The organism is Nonomuraea sp. NPDC054003, assembly GCF_055585125.1.
On the sequence record NZ_JBVJKR010000006.1, the window covers coordinates 491,614 to 503,654 of the forward strand.

Annotated in this window: 11 protein-coding genes; all 11 read left to right on the forward strand. The window is 73.1% G+C overall.

What is annotated here, in order from left to right; all coding sequences use genetic code 11:
* Positions 1-58: 58 nt before the first annotated feature.
* Genes ACZ6YG_RS18900 through ACZ6YG_RS18950 form a run of 11 tightly spaced genes read left to right on the forward strand, consistent with a single transcriptional unit; the run spans position 59 to position 12,002 of the window.
* The gene (locus ACZ6YG_RS18900) at positions 59-1,222 is read left to right on the forward strand and encodes an acyl-CoA dehydrogenase family protein (protein ID WP_466018714.1); all 1,164 of its coding nucleotides are present in this window, start codon (positions 59-61) and stop codon (positions 1,220-1,222) included.
* Positions 1,219-2,037 carry a cyclase family protein gene (locus ACZ6YG_RS18905; RefSeq protein ID WP_466018715.1) on the forward strand — a complete coding sequence of 273 codons (819 nt, stop codon included), beginning with the start codon at positions 1,219-1,221 and terminating at the stop codon, positions 2,035-2,037. The genes ACZ6YG_RS18900 and ACZ6YG_RS18905 overlap by 4 nt, the downstream gene beginning before the upstream one ends.
* Before the next feature lie 14 nt (positions 2,038-2,051).
* Complete coding sequence (locus ACZ6YG_RS18910; RefSeq protein WP_187280994.1) at positions 2,052-2,696, forward strand: TetR/AcrR family transcriptional regulator; 645 nt, start codon at positions 2,052-2,054, stop codon at positions 2,694-2,696.
* Between the two features lie 2 nt (positions 2,697-2,698).
* Positions 2,699-4,024 (forward strand): phenylacetate--CoA ligase family protein, encoded by a 1,326-nt coding sequence (locus ACZ6YG_RS18915; RefSeq protein WP_271279616.1) that lies wholly within the window; start codon positions 2,699-2,701, stop codon positions 4,022-4,024.
* A gap of 16 nt (positions 4,025-4,040) precedes the next feature.
* Positions 4,041-5,219: a thiolase family protein gene (locus ACZ6YG_RS18920; protein ID WP_466018716.1), complete on the forward strand. Its 1,179-nt coding sequence runs from the start codon at positions 4,041-4,043 to the stop codon at positions 5,217-5,219.
* Positions 5,216-6,724, forward strand: coding sequence for a 3-hydroxyacyl-CoA dehydrogenase (locus ACZ6YG_RS18925; RefSeq protein WP_271279618.1), 1,509 nt, complete (start codon positions 5,216-5,218; stop codon positions 6,722-6,724). Before ACZ6YG_RS18920 ends, ACZ6YG_RS18925 begins: the two co-directional genes overlap by 4 nt.
* Positions 6,721-7,524 carry an SDR family oxidoreductase gene (locus ACZ6YG_RS18930; protein ID WP_466018717.1) on the forward strand — a complete coding sequence of 268 codons (804 nt, stop codon included), beginning with the start codon at positions 6,721-6,723 and terminating at the stop codon, positions 7,522-7,524. Before ACZ6YG_RS18925 ends, ACZ6YG_RS18930 begins: the two co-directional genes overlap by 4 nt.
* Complete coding sequence (locus tag ACZ6YG_RS18935; RefSeq protein WP_466018718.1) at positions 7,521-8,342, forward strand: CoA-transferase; 822 nt, start codon at positions 7,521-7,523, stop codon at positions 8,340-8,342. The genes ACZ6YG_RS18930 and ACZ6YG_RS18935 overlap by 4 nt, the downstream gene beginning before the upstream one ends.
* Positions 8,335-9,087 carry a hypothetical protein gene (locus ACZ6YG_RS18940; protein ID WP_466018719.1) on the forward strand — a complete coding sequence of 251 codons (753 nt, stop codon included), beginning with the start codon at positions 8,335-8,337 and terminating at the stop codon, positions 9,085-9,087. Before ACZ6YG_RS18935 ends, ACZ6YG_RS18940 begins: the two co-directional genes overlap by 8 nt.
* A gap of 10 nt (positions 9,088-9,097) precedes the next feature.
* Entirely contained in the window at positions 9,098-11,242 is a 2,145-nt protein-coding gene (locus ACZ6YG_RS18945; protein WP_466018720.1) for an acyl-CoA dehydrogenase family protein, read from the forward strand.
* 10 nt (positions 11,243-11,252) lie between these two features.
* On the forward strand, positions 11,253-12,002 hold the full coding sequence (locus ACZ6YG_RS18950; RefSeq protein WP_271279623.1) for an enoyl-CoA hydratase: 750 nt from the start codon (positions 11,253-11,255) through the stop codon (positions 12,000-12,002).
* The last annotated feature ends 39 nt before the right edge of the window (positions 12,003-12,041 follow it).

The following is a 12,041-nucleotide window of genomic DNA, read 5'->3' on the forward strand; positions in this document are numbered from 1 at the left end:
CCGGCGGGCACAGGTCTATCCTCGAACCAACCTACTCAGTAGTATGTTAGGAGTGTCCGTGGCGGTCATCTGGCAACCGGAGCTCGACGGGGAACGGCGGAGATGGGTCGATCTCGCCGCCCGGCTCACCGAGGACCACTTCGCCCCCCTGGCCGAAGAGCTCGACCGCGACCAGCGCTACCCGTGGGAGAGCGTGGAGAGACTGGTCGAGTCCGGTCTCGCGGGCCTGTTCGTGCCCCGGGAGTACGGCGGGCAGGGCGCCGACCTGGAGACCACCTGTGCCGTCATCGAGACGGTCTCGCGTGGTTGCACCTCCACCGGGTCGATCCTGGCGGCGTACGCCCTGGGCGGCACGCCGCTCCTGCTCGCCGGCACCGACCGGCAGAAGGCCGAACACCTCGGCGGCCTGGCGGCGGGCAAGGCGGTCAGCTTCGCGCTCAGTGAGGAGGGCGCGGGGAGCGACGCCGCGGGCATCAGGACGACCGCGGTCCGCGAGGGCGACCGCTGGCGCCTGCGCGGAGAGAAGATCTTCATCGGGAACGGCGGGGCCTCCCAGTCTTACATCGTGTTCGCGCTGACGGACCCGGAAGCGGGCACGCGCGGGATCACCGCCTTCCTGGTCGACAAGGACGCCGACGGCGTGGTGATCGACCGTTACGAGGACAAGATGGGCATCCGCGGCACCCTGACCAGCAACCTCAAGCTGGACACGGTCGTCGGCGACGACGCCGTCCTCGGCGAGCCGAACCGCGGGATGCGTCTCGCCATGCGGACGCTGGACGCGGGACGGATCTCCGTGGCCGCCCAGTCGGTCGGTGTCGGCCTGGCCGGATACGACGCCGGCAGCAGGGAGGCCTGCCGCAGGCAGACCTTCGGCAAGCCCATCATCGACAACCAGGGCATCTCCTTCCCGCTCGCCGACGTCGCCACCGAGCTCACCGCGGCACGCATGATCACCGTCGAGGCCGCGCGCGCGTACGACAGAGGAGAGAACGTCAGCGTGCTCGGCGCGATGGCCAAGCTCTACGCGAGCGAGGCGGCGCACCGCAGCGTCGACCTGGCGGTGCAGATCTACGGCGGCGCCGGCTACTGCAGGCCGTGCCCCGCCGAACGGCTGTACCGGGACCAGCGCATCCTGGAGATCTACGAAGGCACCTCGGAGATCCAGCGGCTCGTGCTCGGGCGGTTCATCAAGGCCGAGGCCGAGGAGGCGAGCCGGTGAGCTTCACCGACCACTGGACGCTCGACGTCCCATGGCCGGAGCCGGGCCCGTCGACCGTGTACGACCTGGCGCACCGGCTCCACACCGGCATCCCGCACCACCCCAACCACCCGCCCTACTCCTTCACCCTCACCAAGCGGCATGGAGAGGTGATGTATCCCGACGGCGTCTCCGCCGCCGCCGAGATGATCACCACGGGCGGTCACGTGGGCACGCACATGGACGGCTTCGCGCACGTCTCCAGGTTCGGCAGGATCTACGGCGGCCTCGACGTGACCGAGAACCAGTCGTACGCCGAGGGCGTCGCCGTGCACTCCGTCCACGAGATGCCCCCGGTCCTGGCGCCGGGCCACCTCGTGGACGCCACCGTCGCGCTGGGGCGGGACCTCACCCCCGATGACGGGGTGGACGCCGACCTGCTCGACGCCTGGTTCAGGACCCGCCCGCTGCCGGCGCCCGGCTCGGTCGTCCTGATCAGGACGGGCTGGGACCGGCACTGGGACGACAACGCCACCTTCCTCGGCACGTCGACCGGAGCCCCAGGGGTCACGCTCACCGGGGCGGAATGGCTGACCAGCCATGGGATCATCGCCTCCGGAACCGACACCGTCGCCTACGAGAAGATGCCGGCGGCGACGTTGCCGGTCCACTGTCATCTGCTGGTGGACCACGGTGTGCCGATCATGGAGGCGATGAACCTCGCACCTCTCAGCGAGCGCGAGGCCTGGGAGTTCTTCTTCATCGCCGCGCCGCTTCCCATCCTCGGCGGCACCGGCTCACCGATACGTCCACTGGCCCTGGTACCTCGGACGTAAGGGCGGTACACCCGTTGAGCAGCAGTGAGATCGGCCGGCCCGCACTGGGCCGGCCGGGCCCCGGCGAGGACGGCCGCAAGGCGATCCTGGACGCGGCGGCGCGGGCCTTCGCCCGCAAGGGCTACTTCGCGACCAGCATCGACGCGATCGCCGACGAGCTCGGCGCCACCAAGGGCCGCGTCTACCACTACTACCGGGGCAAGGCGGAGATCTTCCTCGACGTGGTGGTCACCGGGATGCGCGATCTCATCGCCGCGGTGGAACCGATCAGCGCCCGCCAGGACGCCGGACCCGGCGAGCGCATGTATCAGATGGCGCACCTGCACGCGTCCATGATGATGCTGCGCAACCACGCGCAGCGCGTCTCCGTACAGGCGATCGAGATGCGCTCGGTCGCCGAGATCGCGATCCACCAGGACGTGCTCGCCGACGTGTTCGCGCTGCGCCGCCGGTACGAGCAGATCTTCATCGACGTGGTCGAGGAGGGCGTCCGGCTGGGCGACTTCGCCGCCACCGACAGCGGCCTGGTCGTCAAGTCGGCGCTCGGCGCCCTGAACTGGATCCCCATCTGGTACGCCCCCGACCGCACGCCGCTCGACGTGGAGAAAGTCGCCGACACCTTCGCCCGATTCATCGTGAACGGTTTGAAAGGAAGCTGAAGATGGACAGCCCGAGCTCGGCCGAATACTGGAGCGAGGTGGAGACCTGGCCCAGGGACCGCATCGCGGAGTTCCAGCTCGCCGCACTGCGGCGGCAACTCGCCTACGTCGGGGCGAACAGCGCCTACTACAAGGCGGCCTGGGCCGGGATCGGCTTCGAGCCGGGTGACCTGCGCTCGCTCGACGACCTGCGCTCCCTGCCCGTCGTGCGCAAGGCGGACTACGTGGCGGACCTGGCCGAGCGGGGGCCGTGGGGCTCGATGCTGGCCGTGCACCCGGAGGACGTGGCCCGGGTGCACTTCTCCTCGGGCACCACCTCCTCTCCGGCGCCGGTCTGCTGGACCCGGCAGGACCTCGACCGCTGGGCCGACCTGTACGCCAGGTTCGCGTACAGCCAGGGCGTGCGCCGCACCGACGTGTACCAGGCGCTGTTCGGTTTCGCCTGGTTCGTCGGCGGGCTCGGCGTCACCGCCGCCTACACCAAGATCGGCTGTACGGTCATCCCCGGCGGGTCGGGCGACACCGAGCGCCAGATCGACGTCATGGCCAGATACGGCACCACCGCCGTCAGCGGCACGCCGTCGTTCATGCTGCACCTGGCCGAGACCGCCGAACGGCTCGGCCGCCCCGTGACGGGCAACCGGGTACGCCGGATCCAGGTCGGCGGCGAGCCGGGCGGCGGCATCCCCGAGACCCGCGCCCTCATCGAGGAACGCTGGGACGCCAAGGTGTTCGACGGCTACGGCTCACTCGAGTTCCAGCCCATCGCCTGGGAGTGCGAGCGGCAGGCGGGCGGCCACTTCGCCGAGGACTTCGTGTACGCCGAGGTCGTGGACGCCGGGACCGGCGCCCCGGTCCCGGACGGCAGCCCGGGCGTGCTCGTCCTCACCCACCTCGACAAGCAGGCGTCTCCGTTCGTGCGCTGGTGGACGGGCGACGTGGTGGTGCGCGACCCGGACCCGTGCGCGTGCGGCCGCACCCACGGCCGCCTGCGCGGGGGAGTGCTGGGCCGCGCCGACGACATGCTCGTGGTACGAGGGGTCAACTTCTTCCCGAGCTCGGTGGAGAGCCTGGTGCGCAGCACCCCGGGCGCCACCGGCGAGTACCTCATCGTGATCGACGAGGACGTCGTCGACCGGGCCACCGGCTACCTGACCGGCGTCAAGGTGCGGCTGGAGACCGAGGACGGCGCCGCCGAGTCCGCCGTGGACCGGCTCGCCCACGCCATCCGCGCCGAGCTCACCGTCCGCGCGGTGGTCGAGCCGGTCCCGTCCGGCTCGCTCGCCCGCAGCACCCACAAGGCCAAGCGCCTGGTCCGCGAGATCTGAACAGCGAGGAGTGAACGTGGCTGACGACGTCTACATCGTGAGCGCCGTACGGACACCGCACGGGAGGTACGGGGGATCCCTCAAGGACGTCCGGCTCGTCGAGCTCGGCGGACTGGCCGGGCGGGCGGCGCTCGACCGTGCCAGGGTGTCGCCCGACGACATCGGCGAGATGGTGCTGTCCAACTGCAGGCAGGCCGGCAACGGCCCCAACCCGGGACGCCAGGTCGCCTTCAAGGCGGGCCTGCCGGAGCCCGTTCCCGCGCAGACCGTCAACATGGCGTGCGCCTCCGGCCTCAAGGCGCTCCAGCTCGCGGCGCACCCCATCCTCCTGGGGGAGAGCGAGCTCACCCTGGCCGTGGCGGCGGAAAGCATGTCGACCATGCCGTACATCGCCCCGTACACCCTGCGCTGGGGCGGGATGCGGCGCGGGGACATCCTGCTGGCGGACGGCTGGCGGGACGGCGGCACCGACCCGATCTGCGGCATGAACATGGGACAGACGGCCGAGAAGGTGGCGCGCGAGTACGGCGTCAGCCGGGCCGACCAGGACGCCTGGTCGGCCCGCAGCCACCAGCGCCTGGCCGCCGCGTGGGACGAGGGCATCCTGGACGGCCAGATCGTCGAGGTGGCGCACGAGGAGGGGTCGCTCTCCAGGGACGAGACGTTCCGCCAGGGATCGACCGCGGAGAAGCTCTCGACACTGCGCCCCGCCTTCGAGGACGGCGGCACGGTCACGGCGGGCAACGCCAGCCAGATGGCCGACGGCGCCGCCGCGGTCGTGCTGGCCGGTGGCCGGGCCGCCGCCGAGCGAGGTCTCACCCCGCGTGCCCGGCTGGTGTCCGTGGCCGCCGTCGGCGTCGATCCCACCATGATGGGCATCGGCCCCACCGCGGCGATCCCCGCGGCCCTGAAGAAGGCCGGCCTGTCCGTGGGCGACGTCGACCTGTTCGAGATCAACGAGGCGTTCGCCGCGCAGATCGTGCAGAACGTGCGCGCCCTGGACCTCGACGAGGACCGGGTCAACGTGAACGGCGGCGGCATCGCGCTGGGACACCCGACGGGCCAGAGCGGCCTGCGCGTCGTGGTCAGCCTCCTGCACGAGCTGGAGCGGCGCGACGCCCGCTTCGGCGTCGCGAGTCTGTGCGTCGGCGGCGGGCAGGGCATCGCCGCCGTCATCGAGCGGGTGGCGGCATGACCCGGGTGGCGGGCATGACCGTCGCCGTCGCGGGACTCGGGCCGATGGGGCGCGGCATCGCCCGGGTGTTCGACCGGGCCGGAGCGCGGGTCGTCGTCTGCGACGTGTCGCCGGAGGCGACCGAGGCGGGGCTGGCGCTGATCCGGCGGGAGGCCGAGGCCGACGGCGAGAAGGCCACCGTCGAAGCGGGCACCCTGCGATCCGCCCTGCGCGAGGCGACCCTGTTCGTCGAGGCCGTCGTCGAGAACATGGAGGCCAAGGCCGCGCTGCTGGCCGAGGTGCGCGCACACGGACGGGACGACCTCGTCGTCGCCTCCAACACCTCCTCGCTGAGCGTCGGCGAGATGGGCAAGGCCTTCGGCGACCCGTCGAGGGTCATCGGGCTGCACTTCTTCAACCCGCCGACGAAGATGCGGCTGGTCGAGGTGATCAAGGCGGCGGCCACCGCCGACGAGGTCCACGAGAACGCCCTCGGCATCGTCCGTGAGCTCGGCAAGACGCCCGTCACCTGCGCGGACTCGCCGAACTTCGTGGTCAACCGGGTATGCCGGCCGCTGTACTACGAAGCGCAGCTCCTGGTCATGCAAGGGCTGGAACCGGCCGTGGTCGACGCCGTGGCGCGCGGCGCGCTCGGCCACCGCATGGGCCCGCTGGAACTGCTCGACTTCACCGGGCTGCACACCCACCTGGCGTCATCGGAGACGGCGCATCGGGAGTTCGGCGACCCCCGATACCGCCCCATCCCCCTGGTCCGCGGGCTGGTGCGCAACGGGATGACAGGCCGGGCCGCCGGCCGGGGCTTCTACGACTACGCGGTGGAGCCGCCACGCGACGGGCGCGGCCGGGTCACCAGGGCGGCCGGGCCCGCGCCGGAGGGCGTCAGCCTGAACGTGACCGGCCCGCACGCCGCCGCGCTGCGCGGGCATCCCGCCGTCGCCCGGCATCTCGCCGGCGACGCCCCGCTCGTGGTCTTCAGCTGCCACCGCGCCCCCACGCCCGAGGACGTGGAACAGGTCCGCGAGCTCGGCCGCCGCGCGCGGGTGGTGGTGGACGGCTCCGACGCGGCCTGGCGCGACCTGCTGCCCGCGGACACGGGCTGGGTGCGGCTGCACGCGTGGCGGGAGGAGGTCTTCGCCGAGGTGGTGGAGGACCCGGAGGCCGGCGTCGCGGTCCCGGACGACACGTACGCGCTGCTGGACCTGCTGGGAGCGGCCGGTGTCCGGGTGCTCGCGCTGCCCGGCCTGGTCGCCGACAGGCTGGCCGACTGCCTGGCCAACGAGGCGTACGCCGTCGTGGAGGAGGGCACCGCCCGGCCCGAGGACGTCGATCTCGCGCTGCGCCTGGCGATGAACCACCCCGAGGGCCCGTTCGCGTACGTCCGCCGGGCCGGGCCGGTCACCGTGGCGTCCAGGCTGCGCTCGCTGCTCGCCGAGATCGGCGACTCCCGTTACCGGCCCACCCAGCTCATGCGCCGCCAGGTCAGCGCGGAGACGAGGCGGGCATGACGGCCCGGCCCTCCGTGCTCGCCGACACGGCGTGCGCCGGCCTGTCCGCACTGGTCACCGGGGCCGGCAGCGGCATCGGGCGGGCGATCACGCTGCGCCTCGTCGAGCTCGGCGCCCGGGTCACGGGTCTCGGCCGGCGCGCGGAGACGCTGGCCGAGACCGGGTCGCTCGCCGCCGACCGGGAACGCTACGACTACGAGGTGTGCGACGTCCGCGACACCGAGGCGGTGGTCGCCGCCGTCGGCAGGACCGGCGCCCGCCACGGCCTCGGCCTGCTGGTGAACAACGCCGGCGGCCAGTTCTTCGCCCCGGCCACCGGCATCTCCGCGGGCGGCTGGCGGGCGGTGATCGACCTCAATCTCACGGCCGCCTTCACCGTGACCATGGCCGCGTACCCCTTCCTGGCCGAGGCGGGCGGCAGCGTCGTCAACATCTCCCTGTCCGGCGTGGAGCGGGGCGGCATGGGCATGGCGCACTCCGTGGCCGCGCGCTCCGGCATCCTCGGGCTGACCAGGACACTCGCGCTGGAATGGGCCAAGGACGGCGTCCGGCTCAACTGCGTCGGTCCCGGCACCGTGCTGACCAGCGCGCTGAGCGACGAGGCCGGCCGTCACGTGCACGACAACCTGGTCGCCAGGGGCACGCCGATGCGGCGCGCCACCGCCCCCGAGGAGGTGGCGGAGCTCGTCGCCTTCCTGGCGGGACCGGCGGGTGCGATGATGACGGGCCAGCTGATCCAGATCGACGGCGGCGCGCACCTCGGCCCTGGGCTGCACATGCTTCCGGAGGCGTACGCATGACCGGTGACAAGCTGATCGGGCTGCCCGAGGCCGTGACCGCCCACGTTCAGCCGGGCCGCACCGTGTACCTGGGCAATTTCGGCGCCCAGCTCTTCGCCGTCGGCCACGAGATCATCCGGCAGGGCCGCGCCGGCCTGCACGTGGTCGTCGGCTCCGGCGGGATCCTGCTGGACCAGCTGCTCGGGGCGGGAGCGCTGGCCTCGGCCACCTTCGGTCACTGCTGGAGTCCCGTCGGTCCCGGCCCCACGTGGAACTTCCGGCGCGCCGCCGAGAGCGGCGACAGAGCGGTGACGCTGTACGAGCTGAGCCTCGGGCTGATGACCGCGGCGCTGACGGCGGGCGCCTGGGGCGTGCCGTTCATGCCGGTGCCCGGTCTCCCCGGCACCGGCTACACGGACGAGAACTGGCCCAACGGCCGGATGTCCCGGGTGGACACCGCCTTCGGCGCCGCCGACATCGTCGCGGCGATCACTCCCGACGTCGCGTTCGTCCACGTCGACCAGGCCGACGCCGACGGCAACGGCGTCATCCGCGGCCCGCTCGGAGAGGCGCTGGTCGCCGCGCAGGCGGCCCGCGCCCTCGTCCTGGTCGCCGAGGAGGTCGTCGGCACGGAGGCGGCCCGCCGGGCGGGCATCGTCATCCCCGGGGTGCTGACCACCGCCGTCGTGCACCACCCCGGCGCGGTCGCCCCCGACGGCACGATCGGGCGTTATGAGCGCGACGTCGCCGCCTACGAGCGCTACGTCGCCGGCACCTCGACTCCGGAGGGGTTCGCGGCGTGGTTGTCGGAGCATGTGACAGGAGGACGCGATGCCTGACGGCCCCGGCGTGATCGGTTTCCTGGTCCGCGCCGCCCGCGAGTTCCGGCGCGGCGGGTGGGTGTTCACCGGCTTCCACTGGCCGGTGCTCGCCGGTCAGCTCGCGTACGAACTGGAGGGTGAACCGTTCACCCAGGTCTTCGAGGCGGGCGCCGGCGTGCACGGCGCCGCCGCGTCGGTGCCCACGAGCACCACGGACTACCCGGCGTACGCGGACGCGCTCGGCTTCACCGGCACCACGGCCGACGTCCTGCTGGCGATGGCCCGGCGCTTCGACCGGGTCGTCCTCGACGCGGGCAACGTCGACGTGCGCGGCCGGGTGAACTCCTCCCTGATCGGGCCGGGTGACACCCCGCGGGTCCGCCTGCCCGGCGGGGGCGGGGCGCCCGACATCGCGGCGCGGGCCCGGGAGCTCGTCTGGCTGTCCGGCGGCGACGACCTGCGGCGCGTCCAGCGGCAGGTGGAGCACGTGACCGCCGCGCCGGGGCCCGGCGCGCTCGTCCGGCTGCACACCCGGTGGGGCGTGGCGCGACTCGGTGGCACACCCGTCCTGGAGGAACTGGCCGACGTCCCGGGAGCCGACGCCTTCGTCCGCCACCTGGCGGCGCTGGGCGTACGGACCGACGCGCCCGTCACGCCCAGGCCGGCCGCCTCGGCGGCCGAGAACGCCGCCGCGCGGCTGGTGCTGCGCGCGGCGGCGGAACGCGGCTACCAGGTGGCCAGACGAGCGCTCGCAGAAACGTAGAGGAATCAGTATGGACACCACAAAACTCGACGAAGTACGGCACATCACCCGAGAGCTCGTCGGCGAATGGCTCCGGGCCGGCAAGTTCTCGCCGGTCTGCGACGCCTGGCTGCGCAGCTACGACCTGGACTTCACCAAGGCCATGGCCGAACGCGGCCTGATCGGGATCTCCTGGCCGGTCGAGTACGGCGGCGGTGGCGGATCGGCGCTCACCCGGCTCGTCGTGACCGAGGAACTCCTGAGGGCCGGCGCGCCGGTCGCCGCCCACTGGATCGCGGACCGCCAGATCGGGCCGTCCATCGTGCGGCACGGCAGCGACGCGGCCAAGGCGGAGTTCCTGCCCGCGATCGCCTCCGGCGAGGTCACCTTCTGTCTCGGCATGAGCGAACCGGACTCGGGCTCGGACCTGGCCTCGGTGCGCACCACGGCCACCCGGGCGGAGGGCGGCTGGCTCGTCACCGGCAGGAAGATCTGGACCAGCCACGCGCACCGGTCGACACACGCCTACGTGCTCGCCCGTACCGGCAAGGGGGAGAAGAAGCACGAAGGGCTCACCGAGTTCATCGTGGACATGGCCGCCCCCGACGTCGGCGTGCGGCCGATCCACGACCTGGCCGGCGAGCACCACTTCAACGAGGTCACCTTCGACTCCGTCCTCGTCCCCGACGACCACGTGCTCGGCGCGGTCGGCGGCGGATGGACGCAGGTCACCGAGCAGCTCGCGCTGGAACGCGGCGGCGTCGAGCGGGTGCTGAGCACCTATCCGCTGCTGGCCGCGGCGCTCGGGGCCGCCGGCGAGCTCGGCGACGGCGAGGCGGAACGGACCGGCGAGGTGCTGGCCAGGCTGGCGACGCTGCGCGCGATGGCGTTCGACGTGGCCGCCGAGATGGACGCGGGCCGGGCGCCGGTCCACGAGGCGGCCATGCTGAAGGACCTCGGCACCACGCTGGAGCGGGAGGTCAACGAGCTGGCCCGGACCCTGCTGGACACCCCGGTCGACCCCGGCGCCCCGGGCGCCGAAGGCCTGCTGGCCCAGGGCATCCTGGCCGCGCCGGGATTCACCATCCGCGGCGGCACGACCGAGGTCCTGCGTACGGTCATCTCCCGCGGCGCCGTCAGCGCCCGGGGGAGCCGGCCCGCGGACGACGCCGGGCTCGGCGAGGTGGCCGACCAGGTCCTCGCCGGCCACGGCGGCGAGCCCGGCGACGACCTGCCCGAGATCTGGCACACGGTGCGGGACCTCGGCTGGACGGGCGTCGGCGTCGCGGAGACGCTCGGCGGCGAGGGCGGCGACCCGCACGACGTGGTGACGATCGTCGAAGGTCTCGGCCGCCACCAGGTGTCCGTCCCGGTCGCCGAGACCATCCTGGCGCGGCGCGCCCTGGCCGAGGCGGGCCGGGACGTCGCCGGCGAGGTCGCCACCGTGGCCGTGCCCCAGCGCGGGGAGAACGTCCGGCTCACCGCCGACGGCCGGTTGCACGGGACGGTCTCGAAGGTGCCCTGGGGCAGGCACGCCGGACACGTGGTGGTGCTCGCCACCCTCGACTCCGGCCAGGAGGCGTTCGCCGAGGTGCGCACCGGCGCGGCGGGGCTTCACTGGACCCCGGGCGCCAACCTCGCGGGCGAGCCCCGCGACACCCTGCGCCTTGACGGGACACCGGCCACCCCGCTCGACGGGCCGGGGGACGTCCTCGCCGAGGCCGCGCTGCTCAGAGCCGCCGCCCTGACCGGAGCCCTGGCCGCCGCCCTCGACCAGACGGTCACGCACGTCACGGTCCGCGAACAGTTCGGAAGGCCGCTCGTCAAGTTCCAGGCCGTGGCGCAGCTCGTCGCTCGCATGGCCTCGGAGCTCGAATCCGCCCGCGTCGCCGTGCGCCGCGCCACCCAGGCGCTGGCCGAGGGCCACCCCGACGCCTGGACCAGGGTCGCCGCCGCACGCGTCATCACCGGACGCGCCGCGACGGAAGGCGCGCGCATCGCCCACCAGCTGCACGCGGCCATGGGCATCACCCGCGAGCACCCCCTGCACCTCGCCACCCGGCGGCTCTGGTCCTGGCGCGACGAGTTCGGCACCGCCCGCTGGTGGGCCGGGCGACTCGGCCGGACGTTCGCCGAACGCGGACCGGACCGGCTGTGGCAATGGATCACCGAGTAAGGAGCACCTGATGGACAAGGTCATCGTGGAGCCGGACGGCGGGCTGCGCGTCCTGACGCTCAACCACCCGGACAAACGGAACATCATTGACGACACGATGCGTGCCGAGCTGGTACGGGCCGTGACCGCGATCCGCTCCGACCCGGACGCCACCGCTCTGGTGGTCACCGGGGCGGGCTCGGCGTTCTGCGGCGGCGCCGACCTGCCCGCACTCTTCGGCGACACCACCCGCGACCTCGGCACCCTGCGCGAGGACCTGCAGAAGGTGTACGAGAGCTTCCTGGTCCTCCGCTCGCTGTCGATCCCCACCATCGCCGCCGTCCAGGGGCCCGCGATCGGGGCCGGGCTGAATCTCGCCATGGCCTGCGACCTGCGCATCGCCGGCCCCGGCGCCAAGTTCGGCGCGACCTTCTCCCAGATCGGCCTGCACCCCGGCGGCGGCTGCACCTGGTTCCTGGTCCAGGCGCTCGGCTCGCAGCGCGCGCTGAAGCTCCTCCTCGACGGCGGCACGCTCACGGGCGCCGAGGCGGTGGAGGCGGGTCTGGCCCTGTCCCTGGAGGACGATCCGGTGGCCGCAGCGACCGCGCTGGGCCGTACGTACGCGCGGATGGATCCACGGCTGGCGCGGCACATCAAGAGCGCGGTGCGGATCGCGGCGACGGAGGGATTCGAGGCCACGCTGGAGTTCGAGTCGTGGGCGCAGGCCTACTCGGCGACACAGCCCGGCATCCAGGAGTTCCTGGCCCGCTTCCGCAAGTGAGCCCGGACGGCGCGGCGCCGGCCCGGCAGGCGCCGCGCC

Coding starts and splice junctions, on each gene's coding strand:
- ACZ6YG_RS18915 (WP_271279616.1), top strand. CDS start 2,699: ATGGACAGCCCGAGCTCGGCCGAATACTGGAGCGAGGTGGAGACCTGG.
- ACZ6YG_RS18925 (WP_271279618.1), top strand. CDS start 5,216: ATGACCCGGGTGGCGGGCATGACCGTCGCCGTCGCGGGACTCGGGCCG.
- ACZ6YG_RS18930 (WP_466018717.1), top strand. CDS start 6,721: ATGACGGCCCGGCCCTCCGTGCTCGCCGACACGGCGTGCGCCGGCCTG.
- ACZ6YG_RS18935 (WP_466018718.1), top strand. CDS start 7,521: ATGACCGGTGACAAGCTGATCGGGCTGCCCGAGGCCGTGACCGCCCAC.
- ACZ6YG_RS18940 (WP_466018719.1), top strand. CDS start 8,335: ATGCCTGACGGCCCCGGCGTGATCGGTTTCCTGGTCCGCGCCGCCCGC.
- ACZ6YG_RS18945 (WP_466018720.1), top strand. CDS start 9,098: ATGGACACCACAAAACTCGACGAAGTACGGCACATCACCCGAGAGCTC.
- ACZ6YG_RS18950 (WP_271279623.1), top strand. CDS start 11,253: ATGGACAAGGTCATCGTGGAGCCGGACGGCGGGCTGCGCGTCCTGACG.